Genomic DNA, 21184 nt, shown 5'->3' with positions numbered 1-21184 from the left:
CTTGCACACCGGTGGTCTGCGGCCCGGCACCCCGGAGCCCGGGTCGCGTGTGGGGTTCGGCGGGCTCGGGGGCGGGTGTGGCGGGGTCGGTCGGGGAGGGCAGGCGGCCGCAGCGCGGGGAACCTGGGGCGGGTGGGGTTGGTGGGGTCTCCTGGGTGGCTCTGGCGGGCGGGCCGTGGGCTGTGGCGGGCGGGCCGTGGACTGTGGCGGGTAGGCGGTGGGCTGTGGCGGGCCGACTGTGGGCATTTTGGGTGGGTTTGTCCGGCCGCGCCGACGTTTCCCAGGTCGATTTCGCGGTCCAGGCACAAAACGACACAAAATGCCCGCCGACCCCGCGCCGAACCCCACCGACCCCGTCAAAACCAACCCCCCCCACCAACCCCACCAGGCCCTCCAAGCAACAGGAAACCCGGGCCCCGGCCCATCAAAGGACCGGAACCCGGGTCTCACCCCGCGCGGGGCGCGCTAGGACGTACGGCGCTCTAGGGCGCCGCCGCCTCAGACTCCACCCTTACAGCGGCAGGCGGTTGAAGATCTGGCGCGGGATGAAGTTGAACACGCCGGCGACAGCCTCGAAGGCCGGGTGGACGAAGATGATGTCCTTGCCCTTGAGCACGGCGTCGACGATGCGCTCGCCGACCTCCTTGGCGTCCACGGTCAGCGGGGCCTCCTTGACCCCGGCCGACATCTTGGTGCGCACCTGGCCCGGGCGGACGACCAGCACGTTGACGCCGGAGTCCTTCAGGGCGACGCCGAGCTGGGTGTAGAAGCCGTCCAGGCCGGCCTTGGAGGCGCCGTAGACGAAGTTCGAGCGGCGCACGCGCACGCCGGCGACCGAGGACATCGCCACGATGGTGCCGTGGCCCTGCTCGCGCATGCGCTGGCCGAGCAGCACACCCACGGAGACGGGGCCGGTGTAGTTGACCTGCGCGGAGGCGACGGCCTTGTCGTGGTTCTGCCACAGCTCCTCCTGGTCGCCCAGGGTGCCGAAGGCCACGATGGCCACGTCGACGTCGCCGTTGGCGAAGGCCTTGTCGATGACCTCCTCGTGGGTGTCGAAGGCGGTGGCGTCGAAGTCGATGACCTCGACCTCGGAGGCGCCGGCCTCGCGGACCTGCTTGGCGGCGGCCTCGATGCGCGGCGAGTCCTCACGGGCGGCGAGGATGACGCGGGCGGGGCCGCGCTCGAGGAACTCGGTGACGGCGGCCAGGCCGATCTCCGAGGTGCCGCCGAGCAGCAGGATGTTCTGGGCCTGTCCCACAGCGTTGAGCATTTGGTGACTCTCCTTGTTGCTTACCTTGTAGCTTCGCTTGGCTTTGCGGTGAGTGTAGGTGGGCGCCGCGCGGCGCGGCGTGCGAGCATGCGGCTCGCGACCACGCGGCCCGCGACCGCACGGCGCCCTCGCCGGATCAGTGCAGCTCGAGGCGGCGCGACATGTCCGAGGCGAACACGCCGGTCGGGTCGATCTCGTTGCGGGTCTTCAGCCAGCCCTCCATGCCCGGGTACATCTTGTGGAACATCTCCGGGGTGGTGCGCGACTCCTTGGCCAGGTAGAGGCGGCCGCCGAACTCGAGGACCTGGCGGTCCAGGTCGTCGAGCAGCTTGTTCAGGCCCGGACGGATCGGGAAGTCGACGCAGACGTTCCAGCCCGGCATCGGGTAGCTCAGCGGGGCGCGGTTGCCCTCGCCGAAGAGCTTGAACACGTTGAGCGCAGAGTAGTGGCCGCTGGCCTGCATCTGCTTGATGATGTCCTTGAACGGCTCGACGGCCTCGGTCGGCACGACGAACTGGTACTGCAGGAAGCCGGCCTTGCCGTAGCCGCGGTTCCACTCACCGATCAGGTCGAGCGGCTGGTAGAACTGCGTGAGGTTCTTGACCTGGTTCCGCGCCGGCGCGCCCATCATGTAGTAGGCCTCGCCGATGGCGGACAGCGTCAGCTTGTTCATCGTCCAGGACGGGAAGATGTCCGGTACGGTCATCAGCTGCGGGGCGTTGAACTTCAGCGGGTCCTTGGCCAGCTTCGGGGCGAACTCCTTGAGCTGGTCGAGGGTGGCCAGCGAGCCGCGCGAGATGGTGGCACGGCCCAGCTTGGGCTCCGGGGAGATGACGTCGAACCAGGCCGAGGAGTAGGAGTAGTTCTTCTCCGAGCCGTCCGAGTGGGCGGCGATGGTCTCGTCGAGGTTGCTGGTGCGGTCGGTGTCCGCGATGAAGTAGGCCGTCTCGGTCTTGGTCATGCGGATCTGCGCGCGCAGGATGATGCCGGTCAGGCCCATGCCGCCGACGGTCGCCCAGAACAGGGTGCCCTCGGGGTCGTCCTCGCTGCCCTCGGGCTCGAGGTGGAGCACCCGGCCGTCGGCGACGAGCAGCTCCATGGAGGTGACGTGGTCGCCGAAGGAGCCGTCGGAGTGGTGGTTCTTGCCGTGGATGTCCGGGCCGATGGCGCCGCCGATGGTGACCTGGCGGGTGCCGGGCAGGACGGGGACCCACAGGCCGTAGGGCAGGGCGGCCTTCATCAGCTGGTCGAGGGTCACGCCGCCGTCGACGTCGACGATGGCGGTGTCCGGGTCGATCGAGTGGATCTTGTTGAGTGGCTGCATGTCGACGACGATGCCGCCGCCGTTCTGGGCCGGATCACCGTAGGAGCGGCCCATGCCGCGGGCGATGATGCCGCGGCGCTCGCGCTCGGGCAGCGACGAGTTGCGTTCGGCGGTCATCGTGACGGCGTCGATGATCGTCTCGACGTCCGGGGTCGACAGGACGTGGGCCGTCGACGGGGCGGTGCGGCCCCAGCCGTGCAGCGACTGTTCCGTCGTGGGGATGGTCTCTTGTGCCATGGGAAGCTATCTTTCCTTGTGCTCGGTGCCGATGGATGTGGGATTGTGCCCGGTTCCGTGGCTGTGGCCTCGGGGCAGACGAGAGGCCCTACGCGACGCGCAGGGTGGATATGTTGACCTTTTCGGTCTCATACGTGGTCAACGATACCCGGGTGGGCGTAGGAATCCACAATGTAACAGCTGTGTCCAGGGGGTGAGTCTGCGTACATCTGCGTGTCCGTGTTTCCGGTTCTGCCCGGTTGTGATTGACGACGTCCCGTCACATGAGATCTGCGCCACCCTCCGGGTGGTGCGGTGCGTTCCGTCACTGGGTTGTTCCCGCCGTGGTGCGGTGCCCGCCCGCGGCGGGCCCGCCCCTGGGGGCGGTGCCCACCTACGGGGCGGGAATCGCCCCTGGGGTGGTGCCCACCTACGGGGCGGGAACCGCCGGCGGGGAGGGGCGCGACGTCGGCAATCGGGGCTTCAGAGGTCCAGCAGACGGCGCACGGGTTCGGGCAGTTCCTCCTGGCTGGTGATCGTGGGCCCGGAGTACTCGCGGAGCTCCTTGAGCACCAGGGACTGGCTGGTGGTGTCCACCATGGGCAGCTCCTGGGCGACCAGGCGCACCATGAAGTCGTCGAGCGGCAGGTTGGTGCGTTGCGCGGCCTCGTGGACGCCGTGGCGTTCGTCGTGGCTGATCTCGGACATGGCATCCAGGCTAGCGGGGTCGGGGCGGTAACGTCGGGAGCCATGACGTCGCCTGAGACCACCGCCGCAGAGACCGCGGCTGAGAACGCCGCCCCCGCCGAGCACCCCGTCATCGCCGTCGTCGACGCCGGGGAGGCGCGCACCGTGGTCTGGCACGTGCAGACCAACCCGGACTTCTCCTCGCCGGCGGCGATCCTCTCGGGGGCGTGGGTGCTCTCGGAGGGCGACGGTGACGTGGACCCGGATCGGCTGGACGACCTGCTCACGGGCACGGTCGTCGCGCGCACGGAGGCCGCGGTGGAGCGGGGGCTTGACTTTCCCACGGCCGCCGGCGTGCTACCCGGCTCCGGTGCCGGGGTCCTGCCGGCGCTGGTCGAGCCGATCCGCGCGGCGGCCAAGGAGATCAGCGCGGCCGTCGCGGCGAACAAGGAGAAGAACCCGCAGGCCAAGGGGCTGCTGCTGCCGAAGGTCGAGGTCCCGGACCCGGGGTACCTCGCCGAGGCCTACCACGGGGAGCCGGGGGCGAAGGCCTGCTGGGCGCTGGCGCGCGCGGTGGCCGACGTGGTCGACGGGTGGCGCGCGGTGGAGAACAAGCGGCGCTCGCGGGCCTTCCTGAAGGACGAGTTCGGTAAGTCGGTGCGCCCGATCCCCCTGCCCGAGCTGGGGTAGGGGTTTGGGCTGGCCTGGCAGGGGCTGGGCTGGCCCCTGACCTGGTTCCAGATCCCGGGCCACCTTGGGCATTTTGTTGCAGTTTGCGCGGACGGCCGGAATCTGACCTGGGGAAATACCGGGCCGATCCGACAAACCCACCCAAAATGCCCACGAGCCTGCCGCACCCCGGCCGGCCCCCGGGTTTCGCCCCGGCGGGAGGCGGCCAGACGCGGCTACGCTGGGGCTCATGTCACCGTCTCCGGCCGGCGTCCGCCACGGGATCGACGACGACACCGTCGTCGATTTGGCAGCCGCGCGTCGAGAGCGCAGCCGCGGGCCCCGCGACGACCCGGCCGCGCGCACCGTGGTGCTGCGCGTCGCGGGGGCGGAGAGCCAGGGGGAGGTCTACCGCCACATCGGCGTCAACGACCACCTGCACCTGTTCGACCTGCACCAGATCCTGGACGTCTGCCTCGGCTTCGACACCCCCGAGGCCACCGGCGACGGCACCGTGGCCTGGTGGTTCGGCCCCGCGGCCGCCGACACCGCCCCCGGCGACGACGAGGAACTCCACGGCGACGACGAGCTCCACCTCCACCTCGCCGAGGAGGACGACGAGGTCACCTACCACTGGGGCCTGTGGGCCGTGCCCGTGACCGTGGTCGGCGGCTTCCCGCGCGACGCGGCCACCCCGGACGCGCTGTGCGTCGGCGGCTACGGCAGCTTCACCGGCGCGCCCTTCGACCTGCCGGGCATCAACGCACGCCTGACCGGCGCGGAGACGATCACCGACGTCCTCGCGGCGGTGCACCCGCAGGTGCGCGGGCTGATCTCGCGCAGCGGGCTCTTCGACTTCGTGCCCCTGCTGCAGGCCCTCGACCTCACCGCGGCGGCCTCCTCCTGGCCGGAGCGGATTGACGACGTCGCGTCCCACACCCGTGCGCGCACGGGCGCGGGCCCCGGCGCAGACGGCGCCGCGGACGTGCTAGTGCCGCTCGCCGAGCTGCCCCTCGAGCACGACCAGCGCGGCACCGACGCCTTCTGGGCGACCGTGCTCGCGCTGACGTGCCTGTCCGACGAGGAACTGACCGACGAAGTGATCACCACCACGATGGCCGCCCTCGGCTGGACCGCCCCCGGCGGCGGCAACCTGGAGGCCGACGAGATCCGTGGGCTGTGCCGGGACTCGCTCGACCGGCTCGCCGCGCACGGCGGCTACGGCCCCGACCGCCTCCCGCCGGTCGGCCGCCTGGACCTCTACCGTGCGCTGCTCGCGGGCGGTGCGGCCCCGGTGGACTAGGCTTTCCCACCATGCGCGACGCACGTGAGGACGACTCCCGCACCGAACCGACCGGCCACGAGGAGCACCACTCAGGCAGGCAGACGACCGTGATCAAGGGCACCGACGAATCCAGCCTGCGCACCCAGGCGGTCCGCTTCATCATCTCGGGCGTCGCCTCGGCGGTGGTGGACCTGAGCTTCACCGCCGTGATGCAGTACCTGTTCGGGCAGAGCCTGGCGGTCTCGCGCACGGTCGGCTTCATCTTCGGCACGCTGAGCGCCTACATGATCAACCGGCGCTGGACCTTCCGCGCCGAGCCTTCCGTCCGCCGCTTCCTGGCGGTCTGCCTGCTCTACAGCGTGACGTACCTGATCAACGTCGGCGGCTACAAGTACGGCTTCATCCTGCTGGCCGGCTGGGGGCTGCCGGACTGGCTGTCCACGCTGATCGCGTTCGTCGTCTCTCAGGGCACGGCCACGGTGGCCAACTTCGTCATCCAGCGCACCATCATCTTCCGCGGCGCCCGCTGATCTGACCTCTCGCGTCCCGCCCGGTAGTCTCGGGGAGGAATCACCGGGTCGGGAACACGAGGAGAGGAGCCGCCGATGACCGCCGTGCGCGCGCGCCGGGCCGAGCTGGTCTGCGCCGGGGTGCTCTCCGCCGTCCTGGCCGTGGTCGTCGTCGTGCTCATGGGCGACTCGTTCGCGGAGCTCGGCAGCGGCGTGCGCAGCTCGATCAGCTGGGTGATGGCCAGCGTCGAGTTCATCGGCGTCGCCGCGGGCCTGGGCCTGGCTACGGTGTCCTGGTTCATCTTCCGGCGCACCTCCGGCAAGCGCCGCGGGCACGCGCGCATCGCGCTCAGCGGCGCGCTGGCCTACCTGGCGGTGCGTGCGGTGTGGTCGCTGGTCTACTCGGCGGCCATCGGCACCGGGGGACTGGCGACCTTTCTGCGCGTGGCGGAACTGGTGGCGCTCAGCCCGATCGCGGTGCTGCTCGGCGCCTCGGCCGCGCTGTTCCTGCAGCGGCGCCGCGGGGACGAGACGGGCGGGGAGCTCGGCGAGCCCGGGGCCGGCCTCGACCACGGTGCACCCGAGCCCGAGGGCCGGCCCGAGCCCGATGGCCGACCTGGGGCCGAAAAGCCCCGCTAGGGCCGCTCGAAGTGCTCGCGCCGGCCCAGCCGGTGCAGCCGCAGCCACTCGCGGAACCCCTTCGGGTCGCGACGCTGCACCAGGAAGAACCAGCCGAAGCGCGCGTACTCTTGCGGCAGCAGCCGGCGCATGCCGGGCTGGTTCATCAGGTAGCCGCGGTTGCGGTAGGTGAAGAAGCGCTTGTTCTCGTTGTCCGGGTACTGTGTGTGCATCCGCCCGCCGAGGATCGGGCGGAACTCCGCCGAGCCGTCCGGGTGCAGGTACGCCGTGTTCAGCGCGGTGCCGAAGGACAGCCCCGAGCGCACCAGGCGGCGGTGGTACTCGACCTCGTCGCCGCGGATGAACAGCCGGTAGTCCGGCACGCCGATGACCTCCATCGCGCGCGCGGAGATCAGCGCGCCGTTGAAGAGGCTGGCGATGCCCTCGACCAGGTCGCCCTCGAGTTCCGAGCGTCGACGCTTCCACGTCAGCCCCTGACGCAGCGGGAAGGCGAGCCGGTCGGTGTCGTCGATGTTGCAGACCACGGGCGAGACCTCGTGCAGGCCGTGGGCCTCGGCGGCGTCGAAGAGCTTCTCCAGCACGTGCTCGTCGGCGGGCCGGCCGTCGTCGTCGGCGCACCACACGGCGCCGGCGCCGAGCGCGAGCGCGGTGAGGAACCCGTAGGCGAATCCGCCTCCGCCGCCGAGGTTGGTGCGGCTGGACAGGTAGACCCCGCGGTCCCCGGCGATGTGATTGACGGCGTCGCGCACAGCTTCTTCATTGTCGTTGTCGACGACGATGATCCGCTCGACGCGGTGCGTCTGGTCCGCGACGACCTTCAGCGAGTTGCGCAGCATTTCGGCGCGGTGGTGGGTGACGATGACGGCCATCGTCGGGTTTTCGCGGTTGAGCGGCGGGATCTCCATGGGCTCAATTCTGGCACACGGTCGCCGGCGCGCCGCCCGCGCCGCGCGACGTGGGTGGGGCCGGGGCGCACCGCTCGGCGGTCGCCCAACTCGCCCGTGCGTGGGGGGCGCGGACGAGGGATCTACTGCGGGAGACCGGGCAGCTGGATCTGCGGCAGGGGCGGGAGCTGGCCGCCGTTGAGGAAGAAGTTGGCGACGCTGCCGAGCACGGCGATGACCGCGGCGGCGATGCCGGTGCCGGCCAGGATGTCGTAGGTGGTGCCCACCTTGTAGTCCTTCTCGGCGTCGTTCTTCACCGAGGAACCGGCGATCGACCACCAATCGGCGGCGGCCTTGCCCTTCTCGAGGTCGCTGCGCTCAGAGCTTAGCGCCGAAGAGCCGTTGAAGGGCTCGCTGGTCTTCTTGCCGTTGCCCTCGGCCCACTCGGGGTGCTCCTCGCGGAGCTTGCCGATCTCAGGGAGCTTGCCGTAGCGGTCCAGTCCGTCGAGAAAGGGGTCCTTCTCGGCGTCGGTTTTGTCGTTCGCGCCTGCGCCCGCGGTGGTGCCCGGGGCCGTGGACTGCGGAACGTTGTCCGCGGCCTGGGCGACCTGGACGGTGGAGAGCATGGTGGCGCCGGCGATCACGGCGGCGAGAAGACGCTTCTTCATGGGCTTCCTTTCGGGACGACTGGGTTACAAGATTATCCGGGTGGCTCTCAGGTGGCCATCTGCACGGGTGGTGGTCGCAGGAAACCCCGCCGCGCCGCAGGGAGCGACGGGCCGGGTTACAGGTGACTCGAAAGAACCGAGTTGACGGCCTAGGCCCGGGATCGGGAGGCCGAGGCCCTGGACGAGCGCGCCCAGGGGAGCGACGATGCCGGTGGCGATACCGACGCCCCACAGGATGTCCCAGGTGGTGCCCTCAGGGTAGTTCTGCTTGGCGTCGTTCTCGATCGAGGAGCCGACCGCGGTCCGCCAGTCGTCGTGCTCCTTGAGCTCTGATCTGTGGTCTTGCCCGGCTGCTGCTCGAGAGCGGTTTCTCAGGAGCCCTTGAAAGCGGGGGCACTCCGTACCGTGGTTCCAGTTGGGGTACTTCTGGGTCCGATTGACGATCTCGCCGATGTGAGAGGCGAACTCTCCTGGGGTGCCCGGGGTGGCCTCCTCGGCCTGCGCGACCTGGACGGAGGTCAGCATGGTGGCGCCGGCGACGACGGCGATCAGGCGCTTCTTCATGGAGAAGATCCTCTCAAAGAGGTGAACCTGAGCCGCGAGCGCGTTCAGGGATTTATCGGCGATTGCAAAGGTCACTTCGTAAATATGCCGAAGTGAATGCTATTTATAAAAATACCGCCATTTGTGTACCAAAAAGTATCTGCGCAGCTGTTGTCCTCGGACTCTGCGGAGGCTTCGGCTACGGGCCGTTCAGCTTTCGCGCGGGCCAGCTACCAGGAGTGAGGAGAGCGGGGCTGAGGCAGCTTTTCTTCGTCGAGGACGATTTCCGAGTTGGTGTACCGGGAGAGAATCTCGGCGGCCACGCGGGGATCGTCGAGAATCGCGGCCGTCAGCTGGATGCGGTGCCACTCGTCACGAGCTTTTCGAGGTGTGGTTTTCCACTTGTTTGTGTCGACCTCCAGACCGAATTCGGCGCGCAGCGACTCGAGGATGTCTTCGAGGCAGGGGCGAAAGCGAGGGCCTCCGAGCGGGAAATGATATTCGGCGACCGAGGGGACTTTGGCGGAAAGGTCTCGTTTGGCGCGTCCCCTGGATCGATGGGTTCCTCGTCCCGGGAAACCGAGAAGGTGGGTGAACTGATCTCGATGCGCTGCGACTTGGAGATATGCCGCCGGAATTTCCCTGCCGGGTTTGCGTAGGTAGTCGTAGCGGAAAAGCTGAGTTCCTCTCCGCTTGGCGAGTGGCCACACAGCGATCGTGGACTGCGAAATCGTGAGGTCGCCGTGTCGATCACTGATGAATCCGCGGAAATTGAGATCAAGCCCCAGAAGCGCGACCGGGTGTTCCGCAATCGCGTCGTAAGCAGTGAGCGCGACAAGTTGTGACGTCGGCCTGCCCTTCTCCTCTTCGTTCCGGGGTGGCGCGATAGAGAAGTCGTTGATGCTCTCGAGCCGGGTGATCTCGAGCTCCACGCGGCAATCAGTGAAGAACTCCAGTGACGTGGTCAAAGACGACAGAAAGTCACTGATGGCGCCGGGAACTTCTCGATCGTCTCTGGCGCTCACGGGATCACTCCGCGTCGGGCCGCGTCAACCAGCGGGGTCCATCGAGGCGTCGCCAATCCGTGTACTCGGATTCGGAGAGAAGGGAGCTCTCGCCCAGCTCGCCCAGCTCGTCTTCGGTCATGCCGACCCGTTCAAGGATGCGGTCGATCTCGTCGAGTGGTTCCTCACGGGTGAGGACGACGTAGCGAAGCGGGGAAGTCGGGCTGGACATGGTTCGCCTCCCTCTGCCGGCGGTGGTCGTGCCGAGTCTGTGGTGGTACCGAGTCTAAGGCGCTCGAGGTGCGGAACAACGAAAGTCGGCGAGGAGATCCGCCGGCTCCCCCGCCGGCCCCCGCCGGCGCTAGCCGGCCTACGCCTCGTCGCCGGAACCGGACGCGTCCGCACCCGGGGCGGGGGACGCGGCGTCGTCAATCGCGAGGCCCAACGCACGGGCGTGGGCCTCCTCGTCCTCGGGAGCCACGGACACGGCGGCGTCCTCGCCCTGGAACTGACGGACCATCCGGCGCATGTGAGCGCCGGCCTCGGGGCCCTCGTAGGCCTCGACGACCTCGTCGACCAGGCCCGTGCGGTGCACCTCGCCGTGGTTGATCCACACTGCCGTGTTGCACAGCTGCGCCAGGAAGTCGTTCGAGTGCGAGGCGAAGACCAGGATGCCCGAACGCTTGACCATCTCCTGCAGGCGCACGCGCGCCTTGGCCATGAAGGCGGCGTCGACGGCGCCGATGCCCTCGTCGAGAAGCAGGATCTCCGGCTCGATCGAGGTGACCACGCCCAGCGCCAGGCGCACGCGCATACCGGTCGAGTACGTGCGCAGCGGCATGTTGAGGTACTCGCCGAGCTCGGAGAACTCCGCGATCTCGTCCATCTTCCTCTTCATCGACCGCCGCGTCTGGCCCAGGAAGAGCCCGCGGATGATGATGTTCTCGTACCCCGAGATCTCCGGGTCCATGCCCACTCCCAGGTCGAAGACCGGCGCGACGCGCCCGCGCACCGACGCGGAACCCCGGGTCGGCTCGTAGATGCCCGAGAGCAGCCGCAGCAGCGTCGACTTGCCCGCGCCGTTGTGGCCGACGAGCCCGACGCGGTCGCCCTCGCGCAGGTGCAGGTTGACGTCCTTGAGCGCCTCGACGACGACCACGTTGTCCGTGTTGCGGCCGATCGCGCCGCCGGCCGCGCCCAGGAACGCCTTCTTCAGCGAGCGGGTCTTCGCGTCGAAGATCGGGAAGTCCACGCACGCGTGGTGGGTGTCGATGGAAACCATGATGTGCTCCTTATCCGCCTAGACCTAGACCCAGTACGAGACCCGGAAGCGCCACTGGCGCATCGCGATCAGCGCCAGGATCACGCCGCAGACCGTGAACCCGATGACGATCCACCAGTGGTAGGCGGGCAGCGGGGCGCCGATCAGGGGCGCACGCACGATCTCCAGGTAGTGGTAGAGCGGGTTGAGCTGGGCGAGCTTGGCCCGCGAGCCCATCTCCGCCATGTTCTCCTGCAGCGTCGAGGTCATCCACACGATCGGGGTGACGTAGAAGAGCAGCTGCGTGCCCGCCTCCAGCAGCGGCGAGATGTCGCGGTAGCGGGTGGCCACGATGCCGAAGAACATCGCCACCCACACCCCGTTGATGATCAGCAGGGCGAACGCCGGGATCGCCAGCAGCAGGTCCCAGCCCAGGTTGCGCGGGAAGATCAGCACCAGGATCAGCCAGATGACCATGTTGTGCGCCAGGAAGAGCGTCTGCTTCCACACCAGGCGGTAGACGTGCACCGACAGCGCCGAGGGCAGCTGCTTGATCAGCCCCTCGTTGTCGATGAAGATGTCCGCGCCCTCCTTGATGCACCCGGAGATGAACCCCCACATGATCAGGCCGACGGTCACGTGCGGCAGGAACTCCGCGATCGGAACCTTGAACAGCACCGAGTACAGCAGGCCGAGGGCGAGCGCCATGACGCCGGTGGCGATGGTGATCCACAGCGGGCCGAGCACGCTGCGCCGGTAGCGCTGCTTGATGTCCTGCCAGCCCAGCAAAAGCCACAGCTCATGCTGGCCGAGCCCCCGGACCAGGTCGGCCCAGGCGGCCTTCATCGTGCGCGACTGCGAGGCGGGGGCCTCGCCCTCGGGCTCCGACGTCATCCGCGCCAGGTCCGCGCGCAGTTGCTGGGTACGTGTTTGTTCCTGCACGGCACCCAAGCCTAGCGGGCGGGGTGGGCGGATCGTGAGCCGTGGCGTGCTTGACGACGCCGCGCCGCGCGGCGTCGTGCGCGCCGACGCCGCGGGTGCGTGGGGACGTCGCCCGGCGCGACGTCGGAAAGTGAATGGCGGTCAGTGACGGATCACATTATGTGCTGGTCGTCACCCATGCCCGCCCTGACCTGGCGATGTGGCGCGGCGGGCGGGGGCGGGCATACTGGTGGGGACTACAGCGCACACTCTCGTCAGGAGAACCATGGTCTACGACGTCGCGGAGGTGCGCGGTCAGTACGTGTCGCTGGGTGACGGCTGGACGTACCTGAACGCGCACGACCGGCCCCAGATCCCCGAGCGGGTCGCCGCCGGGGTCGCGCGTGCCTTCCGCACGTCCGCCGCGCCCCTGCCGCCGACCACCGGGCGCGTCGGCTCGCACACGCGCACCACCGGCGGCGGCTTCGAAGGCGAGCTCCACCTGACGGCCGCGCGCCTGGCCGTGGCGGACCTGGTCGGCTCCTCGCCGGAGAAGGTCGTGCTCGGCTCCAGCCTCGAGCAGCTCTACGCGACGCTCGCGCGCGCGATGCGGCCGATGTGGCGGCGCGGCTCGAGCGTGCTGCTGACCAACCTCGACCGGCCCGAGCTGAGTCACCAGCTCGCCGCCGCCACCGACCACGTGCGCTGGGCGCAGCCCGACCTGGGCACCGGTGAGCTGCCGGCCTACCAGTACGAGCGCCTGGTCGAGCCGGGCACCCGTCTGGTCTCGCTGCCCGCGGCGCACGAGCTTCTGGGCACCGTCACCCCGGTCGCCGAGATCGTCGACGCCGCGCACCGCGCCGCCCGGCTGTGGGTGCTCGTCGACGCCACCACGTACGCGGCCTACCGCCCGGTGGACATGGGCGAGTGGGGCACCGACATCGTCGGCGTGGACCTCGCGCGCCTGGGCGGGCCGCAGCTGGCGGCGCTGGTCTTCCGCGACGAGCTGATGCTGCGCCGCCTCGACCCGGTGGACCCGGCCGCCGAGCGCGGCACAAACCGCAGCCTCGAGTTCCCCGTCTCCGAGGGGCTGGCCGGCGGCGTGGCGCCGCTGGTGGAGCACCTCGCGGCGCTGGCGCGCCCGGAGGGTTCGGGTGCCGGTGCCGGCGGCGGTTCCGGGGCGCGCGGTGGCGCCGGCGGGCCGCGGCGCGACCGGCTGGTGCGCTCGGCGACCGAGATGGCCGCCTACCTGCGCTCGCTGAGCCGCGACCTGGTGACCTTCATCGGCTCGCTGCCCGCGGTGCACATCCTGGGCGTCACCGGCGAGGTCGCGCAGGGCTCGCGGGTCGACCGCGTGCCGCGGATCTCCTTCGCCGTGCGCGGCGTGCCCGCCGAGACGGTGCACCGCCGGCTGCTGGACAACGGCCTGGTCACCACGGTCGCGCCGACCGGCGGGCTGCTCTCCGACATGGGCGCCGACGAGGTCGGCGGGGCCGTGACGGTCTCGCTGGCGCCGTTCAACCAGAGCCACGACATCGAGCACCTGACCCGCGTGGTGGCCTCGCTGGCTTAGACCGCGGGGTTTGTGGGTGCGGGGCGCGGTGGCCTCGCTGGCCTCGCTGGGTCGGGGCTCGCGGGTCCCGCGGGGTCAGCGGGGCAGTTGGCTCCGTGGGCGTGGCGCTGGTGCCTCCGCGACCCCTTGTGAGCGAGACCTAGCTCACTTATTGTGTGCCTATTCCTAGAAGCGCAGCACGCATGTTCCGGGAGGCGCACCATGGTCGAGTCGCATTCGGTCGATAAAGGCCCCGACGGTGGTTCCTCGGACGGCGGTTCTCCGAACCGCGATTCTCTGCTGACCCGCTCGCCTCGTCTGATCGGCTGGGGACTCACCGTCCTCGCCTACGTGGTCGGCTACCTCTTCTGGATCATCGGCCGGGACTGGTGGTGGCCGGCCGTCATCGTGACCTGCGCGGTCCTGGTCGGGGTCTTCGCCGCGAACTGCTATCTGGCGGTCACGAGGAAGAAATACGACCTGTTCCTGGCGGCGCTGCTGGCCGTGGCCGCGCCCTTCGTGGTCATCGCGGTGGCGTTCGGCTGCTGCTTCTCGGGCCCGCCGGTGTAGCGCCCCGCCGGAGTGGTGCCCTGGTGGCCCAGGATCGGGGCCGCGAAGCGCCCCAACCGGGAAAATGTGTCGTGGGGGATTTCAACGAACCGCGTTTTCCCAAGTCGGCATCCGAGCGGAGTTCTGGAATGACACAAAAAGTCGGTCCTCGGTGGCTCGAGAGCCGTTCTCTGGCGGCAGGAGAGTCGTTCCACGGTGGCAGGACAGCCGATAGCACCCGCCGGCGGCCCGCGCGGGATAGCTCCGCTCGCCTGTGGAAGACCGCTGTGATCGGGAAGCGGTATCCACAGTCCCGACTTTGGGGGATACCTTCCCGGCCCATCATCTGCTGGGGTGGAGTCATGGATTTCGGGGCGGCGCTGATCCTGACCGACAGGCTCTCCTCCTGGCAGCAGGAGAAGCTGCGGCGGCGGGACACTCACGGGGAATCGAAGTTGATCAAGCTGGCCAAGGGGGCCTATGTGCTTTCCAAGGACTGGCGCCGGCTCACCCCGAAGCAGAGGTTGTTCCTCAGAGTCGCGGCTCTTCAGCACGCAGTGCCTGGCGGTGTGCTGACGGGGCAGGCCGCGGCACTCGCGATGGGGCTGTCGACCTGGAGTGGGCCGGGGCAGATGCGCATCGACCTCTACCTTCCCGAGGGCCGCCGTCCGAGACGGCTGCCGGGAGTACGCCTGCACCGGCCGAAGACCGGTGGCACTTTCCCGACGAGCGTTACGACGGTGGCGGGGATGCCGGTCCGCGTGGTCTCCCCGGTCCGGGCTGCTCTCGACGCGGCCCGGTTCGACGGCGCGGCGGCGGGGCTGGTTCCTCTCGAGAACGCCTGGCACGAGGGGAGGCTGACCGGACATGACCTGGACGTCCAACTGGACCTCTTGGCCGGGACACCAGGGATGCCGTATGCGAGGAAGGCGCGGGAGATCGCCACTCCCTACGGCGAATCACCGGCCGAGAGCATCTCGGCGCTGCACATCGCCGCCGTCGGCCTGCCGGCACCCCTGCGTCAGGTGTCGATCTTCGACGGGGACGGGGTGTTCATCGGGAGAGTGGACTTCTTCTTCCCGGACGTCGGGATGATCCTGGAATACGAGGGAGCGGCGAAGACGACGGGGGCGGAGGGGAGGAACACTGCCCTGCGCGAGCTTCACCGCAGCCGTGGCTTCCACAACTTGGGCATGGTGCTGCGCCACCTCGACGCCGAGACACTGCGGGATCCGAGCGCTCTCTTCGGGGTGAAGGACCTCCACCGGGCGCTCCAGGTGAGGGGAAGACCGGTGGACCGGCGGTTCTGGGCCCCGCCACCGTCCCCGGAGCAGTGGGACCGGGGAGTCCGGTACCCGACCGGGAGCGGCAGTCGGCATCTGCCGCCGGATCTCCGTGACTGTGCGTGAGTCGGCGGAATTCCGGGAGTGTGCGTGAGTGAGAGGTACCGGCGACCGGGGATAGCAGGGGGCGACCGGGGATAGCAGGGGGGACCGGGAAAATGTGTCATGGGGGCTTTCAACGAACCGCGTTTCCCCAGGTCGGCATCCGAGCGGAGTTCTGGGATGACACAAAAAGTCGGACCGGCCCCGGGCTGACCGGAAAACCGCGTCGCCGGACCTCGGCTGGAGACCCGAAAGCCCGGGCCGACCCCGGGCCGGCCCCAGACTCACCGGAAAACCGGCCCCGGATACCCGGTCAACAGGCCTAAGACCCCTCCCTCAGCTCTCCACCCGCAGCGCGAGCTTGCCCGTCACCTCGCCGGAGTCGAGCGCGGCGTGGGCCCGGGCGGCCTCGGCCAGCGGAAAGGTCTCGTGCACGCGGTGGGTGATCGACCCGTCCGCGATCAGCGGCCACACGTTCTCCACCACGTCGGCCACGATCTCCGCCTTGCCCTCGACCGGGCGCGCCCGCAGCGTCGTGCCGCGCACCGTCAGCCGCTTCGGCAGCAGCGGCGCCAGGTTGATCTCCGCCTTCGTACCGCCCTGCATCCCGATGATCACCAGCTGCCCGTCCGGCGCGAGCGCCCGGATGTTGCCCTTGAGGTACTTCGCGCCCATGATGTCGAGGATGACGTCGGCCCAGCCCTTGAGCTCCTCGGCGAAGTCCTGCTCGCGGTAGTTGATTAGCTTCGAGGCACCCAGCTCACGGCAGTACTCGAGCTTCTCCGCCGAACCCGCCGTCACCGCCACCTCGCAGCCGAGCGCGTGCAGCAGCTGCACCGCGAAGGAGCCGACGCCGCCGGATCCGCCGTGGACCAGCACCTTCTTGCCTTCGGCCGTGCCGGGGCGCAGGCCGGCGGCCATCCCGAGGTTCGACCAGGCGGTGCAGGTGACCTCCATGATCGAGCCGGTCTCCGCCAGGCTCAGCCCCGCAGGCAGCGGCGCGGTCTGCCCGACCGGCACGGCGACCAGCTCCGCGTAGCCGCCGCCGGCCAGCAAACAGCCGACCTCGGAGCCGACCGCAGGCCCTTTACCGGTGTCGTTCGCAACGACGGTGCCCGAGCACTCCATGCCGATGATCTCGGAGGCCCCGGGCGGCGGCGGGTAGTGGCCCCGGGCCTGGAGCAGGTCACCGCGGTTGACCCCGGCGGTGTGCACCTTGACCAGGATCTCGCCGGCATCGGGCACCGGGTCGGCGACGTCCTCGAGGACGAGGGAGGTCGGGTCGTTCGGGTCCTTTTGTGTGATGGCCTTCATACCGCCCCACCCTAAAGGCGACCGCGGGGCCGCGGCCACCGTTTCCGCCCCCGGGCGCAGACCTCGCCCCGACGCCGGCACGGACCCGGTCCCGACGCCGGTGCAGCCTGGTCCACGGGCGGGCCCATGCGGGTCGTCGAGCCCCGCTTCGGTATTGTTCCGGGGGCAGGGAGGCGTGGCAGAGCGGCCGAATGCACCGGTCTTGAAAACCGGCGACGGGCAACCGTCCGGGGGTTCAAATCCCCCCGCCTCCGCGCGAGCGACCGCCCCGCGGGTCCACCGGGATCCGCGGGGCGGTCTTTTCACGTCACCACGCGCCGACCCGCGCCATTCACACAACGCCGACCCGCGCGGCGTCGTCAATCGGCGACGCGTACCACCGTGCGCCCGTGGCGCCGGCCGGCCAGCAGCTCGGAGCCCGCGTCGATGACCTCGGACAGGTCGATCTCCTCGGTCAGCGACTCGAGAACCTCCGTGTCCAGGTGCCGGGCCAGCAGCGCCCAGGCGCGCTTGCGCAGCTCAGCCGGGGCGTCCACGGAATTCGCGCCGACCAGCGTGACGCCGCGCAGGATGAACGGCAGCACCGAGCCGGGCAGGTCCGGGCCCTGCGCCATGCCGCAGGCCGCCGTGACGCCGCCCCACTTGAGCTGCGCGACCGCGTTGACCAGCGTGTGCGAGCCGACGGTGTCGACCACCCCGGAAAAGCGCGCCTTCTGCAGTGGCTTGCCCTGCTCGGCGAAGTCGGCGCGGTCGAGGATCTCGCCGGCACCGAGCCCGCGCAGGTAGTCGCCGTGCTCGTCGACCCGCCCGGTCAGCGCCACCGTGTCCAGGCCCAGCCCGGTCAGCAGGTGCAGCGCGATGCTGCCCACCCCGCCGGTCGCGCCCGTGACCAGCACCGGCGCGTCGCCGGCGGTCACCCCGTGGTCGACCAGCGCCTGCACGCACAGCGCCGCGGTGAACCCGGCCGTGCCGATCGCGGCGGCCTGGCGCGCGTCGAAGCGGTCCGGCACCGCGATTGCCGACGTCGCGGGGGCCGACGTGCGTGCGACATAGCCGCCGTCGCGGCGCTCACCGAGGCCCGCACCGTTGACGACGACGGTCTGGCCGGGGCGGAACTCACCGCCGGGGGCCTCGAGGACCGTGCCCACGGCGTCGATACCGGGGATCAGCGGGGTGGTGCGCACGATGCCGGGGTTGCCGGCCAGCGCCATGGCGTCCTTGTAGTTCAGGGAGGAGTAGGCGACGTCGATGAGCAGGTCACCGTCGGCGACCTCGACGGCGTCCAGGTCGACCTCGGTCAGTTGCGCGGGCTGCTTGAGCTCGCGGACGATGACGGCACGGGTGGGGGAGGCGGGGGAGTGGCTCATGCCTCGTGAGTGTAGGAGAGAACCCGGCCGCGGTGAGGGGGTTTCGCGCGGCCGGGTGCGGCCCGGGACTGCGGCCGGGTGCGGCCCGGGACCTACAGCCCCGCGGCGCGCCAGGCCTCGAGCAGCCGGTCGTTCTCCTCGGGCGTGCTCACGGTCACGCGCACGCCCTCGGGGAAGGCGCGGACCACCACGCCGTGCCCGGCCAGCGCCTCGGAGACCCGCCGCGGGTAGTCCGCGTCGCCGGCCGGGGTGGGCAGCCACACGAAGTTCGCCTGGGTCGGCGCGGTGCCCAGTGCGTCGGAGACCCGGTCGCGGTCGGCGACGATCCCCTCGACGCGCTCCATCAGCGCGTCCGCCGAGTTCAGCGAGGCCAGCGCGCCGGCCTGCGCCGGGGCGGAGACCGCGAAAGGCACCCCGACCTTGGTCATCGCGTCGATGATGCCCGGCTCGCCGAAGGCGTAGCCCACGCGGGCGCCGGCCAGGCCGTAGGCCTTGGAGAAGGTGCGCAGCCCCACCACGTTCGGCCGCGCGGCGATCTCCTCGGTGGCGACCGGGGTGTCCTCGGCGCGGTTGAACTCGAAGTACGCCTCGTCGAGGGCCACGGTGACCCGCTCCGGGATCTTGTCCATGAACTCGGCGAACTCGGCGCGCGTGATCGTCTGGCCCGAGGGGTTGTTCGGGTTACACACGAAGATCACGCTGGTGCGCTCGGTCACGGCGGCGGCCATCGCGTCGAGGTCCAGTCGGCCGGTCTCCGTGAGCTCCACCGGCACGCACGTCGCGCCGACGACCTGCACGAAGATGGGGTAGGCCTCGAAGCTGCGCCACGGGTAGATGACCTCGTCGCCCTCACGGGTGGTCGCCTGCAGCAGCTGCAGGCACAGCGCGGAGGAGCCGCAGCCGACGGTGACCTGCTCCGGGGAAAGGCTCAGGTGGTCGGCCAGCGCGGCGGTCAGCTCGGCGGCGGGCATGGCGGGGTAGCGGTTGGCGCCGGCGGCGGCCTCGGCCATCGCGTCGACGGCGGCCTTCAGCGGCGGGAAGGTCACCTCGTTGGAGGAGAGCTTCAGGGCGTCGGCGAGCTTGCGGCCGGGGGCGTAGGAGGGCAGCGTGTCCAGGTCAGGGCGGATCATGGGATTCACCCTAGTACCGGTTGCGTGCACCGAAGCACCGGCGCCGCCCGGACGCCCGCCCCGGCGGGCCCACCACCGGACGCCCGGCCCGGCCGGCGCCGCGCCCGCCCAGTCCCCGGGGCCCGGACAGCGCCGCCCCCACCCACGCCGCAGGTGCGCGCTGGGCGGGTGCCCCGGGACGTCGTCAAGCAAGTTTGAATTCGCACGCGACGCTCCGGTAGGCTCTACGCAGTCCGACTTCGAGTCGGACGGTCAGGAGACGTGCCAGAGCGGCCGAATGGGGCTCCCTGCTAAGGAGTTGACCTTGTGATGAGGTCCGGAGGTTCAAATCCTCTCGTCTCCGCCACGCGCCCGTAGCTCAACGGATAGAGCATCTGACTACGGATCAGAAGGTTGGGGGTTCGAATCCCTCCGGGCGCACCACCATGAAGTGACGGCCTCGTGGCCGCCGGTTAGAGTCGGCGGGCGCGGGGCCTCATTCGTGCCGCGGCGTCGGTGGACGCGGCGGGGGACAAGCACCATGACAGACGGGAGGTGCGCCGTGGGCGTCACCGAAACCTGGGATCTTGACGGACTCAAGCGCATCCTGCGCGCCGACAGCCTGCGCCCCGAGCAGGCCCACGAACTCGCCGCCCGGCTGGCCGAACCCCCGATCCAGGACGTCGTCGCCCTCGTCGAGCGCAGCGACCCCACCCGCGCGGCCCTGGTGCTGCGCCTGCTCAGCCGGCGCCGCTCCATCGAGGTCTTCGACGCGCTCGACCCGCGCCACCAGGCCGACCTGATCGGCGCGCTGCAGAACCGCGACATCTACGAGTTCTTCGACGAGCTCGACCCCGACGACCGCGTCTCGCTGCTCGACGAGCTGCCCGCGGAGATCGCCGAGGCCCTGCTGCGCCAGCTCGACCCCGGCGAATCGCACGTCACCGAGGTCGTCATGGGCTACCCGAAGGGCTCGGTCGGCCGCCGCATGAGCCCCGAGGTCGCCACGATCTACTCGACGATGACGGCCGCGCAGGCGCTGGAGAAGCTGCGCCGCTCCGCCGAGGACGTCGAGACGATCTACGCGGTGCCCGTCGTCGCCCACGACCGCAAGCTCGAGGGCTTCTGCTCCTTCACCGAGATCTTCACCGCCGACGACGACACGCGCCTGGCCGAGATCATGAACGAGCCCGTCTACTGCCGCGCGCACGACGACGCCGAGGACACCGCCCGCTGGTTCCTGCCGCTCGACTACCTCGCCCTGCCCGTCGTCGACGACACCGACCGCCTCGTCGGGCTTCTGACCTGGGACGACGCCCAGGACATCGTCGAGGAGGAGGACAGCGAGGACTCCGCGCGCTCCGGCGGTTCCGAGCCGCTGCAGCAGCCCTACCTGTCCACCCCGGTGGCCAAGCTGGTGCGCTCGCGCGTGGTGTGGCTGCTGGTGCTGGCGGTCTCGGCGATCCTGACCGTGCAGGTCCTCGACGTCTTCGAGGAGACGCTGTCGAAGGTGGTCACGCTCTCGCTGTTCATCCCGCTGCTCACGGGCACCGGCGGCAACACCGGCAACCAGGCGGCCACGACGGTCACCCGCGCGCTGGCGCTCGGCGACGTGCGCAAGCGCGACATCCTGCAGGTCATGTGGCGCGAGCTGCGCGTGGGCCTGATGATGGGCGTGCTGCTCGGCGCGATCGGCTTCTGCCTGGCCGCGCTCGTCTACGGCGTGCCGATCGGCGCCGTGATCGGCTGTACCCTGCTGGCCGTGTGCACGATGTCCGCGACCGTCGGCGGTGCGATGCCGATCGTTGCCAAGTCCGTCGGCGCCGACCCCGCGGTCTTCTCCAACCCGTTCATCTCCACCTTCTGCGACGCCACCGGCCTGATCATCTACTTCCTCATCGCCATCTCCGTGCTCGGCCTCTGACCTTCGATTGCCGACGTCCCGCCCCACCCCGTGCGCGTCCCGTGCGCCGTCCGGCGTGGGGCGGCCGCGCGCCTGCGGCGCGCGGCGGGTGCGGGTGGCAG

The 21184-nt window shown here is 70.1% G+C and carries 21 protein-coding genes and 3 tRNA genes; 11 read left to right on the top strand and 13 right to left on the bottom strand.

Annotation, left to right across the window (positions count from 1 at the left end):
* Positions 1 to 511: 511 nt before the first annotated feature.
* From QP119_RS04440 to QP119_RS04430, 3 genes are all read right to left on the bottom strand, one after another.
* Entirely contained in the window at positions 512 to 1273 is a 762-nt protein-coding gene (locus tag QP119_RS04440; protein ID WP_284773909.1) for a decaprenylphospho-beta-D-erythro-pentofuranosid-2-ulose 2-reductase, read from the bottom strand.
* 136 nt (positions 1274 to 1409) lie between these two features.
* The gene (locus tag QP119_RS04435) at positions 1410 to 2834 is read right to left on the bottom strand and encodes an FAD-binding oxidoreductase (RefSeq protein WP_284773907.1); all 1425 of its coding nucleotides are present in this window, start codon (positions 2832 to 2834) and stop codon (positions 1410 to 1412) included.
* Between the two features lie 462 nt (positions 2835 to 3296).
* The gene (locus QP119_RS04430; RefSeq protein WP_284773904.1) at positions 3297 to 3521 is read right to left on the bottom strand and encodes a hypothetical protein; all 225 of its coding nucleotides are present in this window, start codon (positions 3519 to 3521) and stop codon (positions 3297 to 3299) included.
* A gap of 42 nt (positions 3522 to 3563) precedes the next feature.
* Between QP119_RS04430 and QP119_RS04425 the strand changes: the two genes are divergently transcribed.
* The 4 genes from QP119_RS04425 to QP119_RS04410 all read left to right on the top strand — a co-directional run bounded on the left by QP119_RS04425 (position 3564) and on the right by QP119_RS04410 (position 6602).
* Complete coding sequence (locus tag QP119_RS04425; protein ID WP_284773903.1) at positions 3564 to 4190, top strand: hypothetical protein; 627 nt, start codon at positions 3564 to 3566, stop codon at positions 4188 to 4190.
* Between the two features lie 229 nt (positions 4191 to 4419).
* Positions 4420 to 5472: a hypothetical protein gene (locus QP119_RS04420; RefSeq protein WP_284773900.1), complete on the top strand. Its 1053-nt coding sequence runs from the start codon at positions 4420 to 4422 to the stop codon at positions 5470 to 5472.
* Positions 5473 to 5483: 11 nt separating this feature from the next.
* Positions 5484 to 5984: a GtrA family protein gene (locus tag QP119_RS04415; protein ID WP_284773899.1), complete on the top strand. Its 501-nt coding sequence runs from the start codon at positions 5484 to 5486 to the stop codon at positions 5982 to 5984.
* A 75-nt stretch (positions 5985 to 6059) separates the two neighbouring features.
* On the top strand, positions 6060 to 6602 hold the full coding sequence (locus QP119_RS04410) for a hypothetical protein (protein WP_284773898.1): 543 nt from the start codon (positions 6060 to 6062) through the stop codon (positions 6600 to 6602).
* Here the strand turns inward: QP119_RS04410 and QP119_RS04405 are convergent.
* The 7 genes from QP119_RS04405 to QP119_RS04375 all read right to left on the bottom strand — a co-directional run bounded on the left by QP119_RS04405 (position 6599) and on the right by QP119_RS04375 (position 11856).
* Positions 6599 to 7507, bottom strand: a complete 909-nt coding sequence (locus QP119_RS04405) for a glycosyltransferase (RefSeq protein ID WP_284773896.1) — start codon at positions 7505 to 7507, stop codon at positions 6599 to 6601. The genes QP119_RS04410 and QP119_RS04405 overlap by 4 nt on opposite strands.
* A 122-nt stretch (positions 7508 to 7629) precedes the next feature.
* Complete coding sequence (locus QP119_RS04400; protein WP_284773893.1) at positions 7630 to 8154, bottom strand: hypothetical protein; 525 nt, start codon at positions 8152 to 8154, stop codon at positions 7630 to 7632.
* A gap of 24 nt (positions 8155 to 8178) precedes the next feature.
* Positions 8179 to 8793: a hypothetical protein gene (locus tag QP119_RS04395; protein WP_284773891.1), complete on the bottom strand. Its 615-nt coding sequence runs from the start codon at positions 8791 to 8793 to the stop codon at positions 8179 to 8181.
* Positions 8794 to 8927: 134 nt separating this feature from the next.
* Positions 8928 to 9722 (bottom strand): hypothetical protein, encoded by a 795-nt coding sequence (locus QP119_RS04390; protein WP_284773890.1) that lies wholly within the window; start codon positions 9720 to 9722, stop codon positions 8928 to 8930.
* Positions 9723 to 9726: 4 nt separating this feature from the next.
* Positions 9727 to 9933, bottom strand: coding sequence for a hypothetical protein (locus QP119_RS04385; RefSeq protein WP_284773887.1), 207 nt, complete (start codon positions 9931 to 9933; stop codon positions 9727 to 9729).
* A gap of 138 nt (positions 9934 to 10071) precedes the next feature.
* Entirely contained in the window at positions 10072 to 10983 is a 912-nt protein-coding gene (locus QP119_RS04380) for an ABC transporter ATP-binding protein (protein WP_284773885.1), read from the bottom strand.
* Positions 10984 to 11007: 24 nt separating this feature from the next.
* Positions 11008 to 11856, bottom strand: a complete 849-nt coding sequence (locus QP119_RS04375) for an ABC transporter permease (RefSeq protein WP_083666743.1) — start codon at positions 11854 to 11856, stop codon at positions 11008 to 11010.
* Between the two features lie 313 nt (positions 11857 to 12169).
* Here QP119_RS04375 and QP119_RS04370 point away from each other — a divergent pair, with 313 nt between their 5' ends.
* The 3 genes from QP119_RS04370 to QP119_RS04360 all read left to right on the top strand — a co-directional run bounded on the left by QP119_RS04370 (position 12170) and on the right by QP119_RS04360 (position 15393).
* Positions 12170 to 13456 (top strand): aminotransferase class V-fold PLP-dependent enzyme, encoded by a 1287-nt coding sequence (locus tag QP119_RS04370; protein WP_284773883.1) that lies wholly within the window; start codon positions 12170 to 12172, stop codon positions 13454 to 13456.
* A gap of 201 nt (positions 13457 to 13657) precedes the next feature.
* Positions 13658 to 14005 (top strand): hypothetical protein, encoded by a 348-nt coding sequence (locus QP119_RS04365; RefSeq protein ID WP_284773881.1) that lies wholly within the window; start codon positions 13658 to 13660, stop codon positions 14003 to 14005.
* Positions 14006 to 14346: 341 nt separating this feature from the next.
* On the top strand, positions 14347 to 15393 hold the full coding sequence (locus QP119_RS04360; protein WP_284773880.1) for a hypothetical protein: 1047 nt from the start codon (positions 14347 to 14349) through the stop codon (positions 15391 to 15393).
* 312 nt (positions 15394 to 15705) lie between these two features.
* Here the strand turns inward: QP119_RS04360 and QP119_RS04355 are convergent, their stop codons facing one another.
* Positions 15706 to 16683, bottom strand: coding sequence for an NAD(P)H-quinone oxidoreductase (locus tag QP119_RS04355; RefSeq protein WP_284773879.1), 978 nt, complete (start codon positions 16681 to 16683; stop codon positions 15706 to 15708).
* A gap of 169 nt (positions 16684 to 16852) precedes the next feature.
* Here QP119_RS04355 and QP119_RS04350 point away from each other — a divergent pair.
* Positions 16853 to 16937, top strand: a tRNA-Ser gene (locus tag QP119_RS04350).
* Between the two features lie 105 nt (positions 16938 to 17042).
* Here QP119_RS04350 and QP119_RS04345 read toward each other — a convergent pair.
* Complete coding sequence (locus QP119_RS04345; protein WP_284773878.1) at positions 17043 to 18050, bottom strand: MDR family oxidoreductase; 1008 nt, start codon at positions 18048 to 18050, stop codon at positions 17043 to 17045.
* A gap of 92 nt (positions 18051 to 18142) precedes the next feature.
* A complete protein-coding gene (locus QP119_RS04340) occupies positions 18143 to 19180 on the bottom strand; it encodes a histidinol-phosphate transaminase (protein WP_284773877.1) in 1038 nt (345 codons plus the stop codon).
* A 255-nt stretch (positions 19181 to 19435) separates the two neighbouring features.
* On the opposite strand from QP119_RS04340, the gene QP119_RS04335 reads away from it, so the two are divergent.
* The 3 genes from QP119_RS04335 (at position 19436) to mgtE (ending at position 21083) form a co-directional block, all read left to right on the top strand.
* Positions 19436 to 19526: transfer RNA gene (locus QP119_RS04335), tRNA-Ser, on the top strand.
* A 1-nt stretch (position 19527) separates the two neighbouring features.
* Positions 19528 to 19603: transfer RNA gene (locus tag QP119_RS04330), tRNA-Arg, on the top strand.
* 118 nt (positions 19604 to 19721) lie between these two features.
* On the top strand, positions 19722 to 21083 hold the full coding sequence (gene mgtE, locus QP119_RS04325; protein WP_284773875.1) for a magnesium transporter: 1362 nt from the start codon (positions 19722 to 19724) through the stop codon (positions 21081 to 21083).
* Positions 21084 to 21184 lie beyond the last annotated feature (101 nt).

Origin of the sequence: Corynebacterium frankenforstense, assembly GCF_030211955.1 — a bacterium.
Lineage (GTDB): Bacteria > Actinomycetota > Actinomycetes > Mycobacteriales > Mycobacteriaceae > Corynebacterium > Corynebacterium frankenforstense_A.
This window is presented reverse-complemented; position numbering and strand designations above follow the sequence as displayed.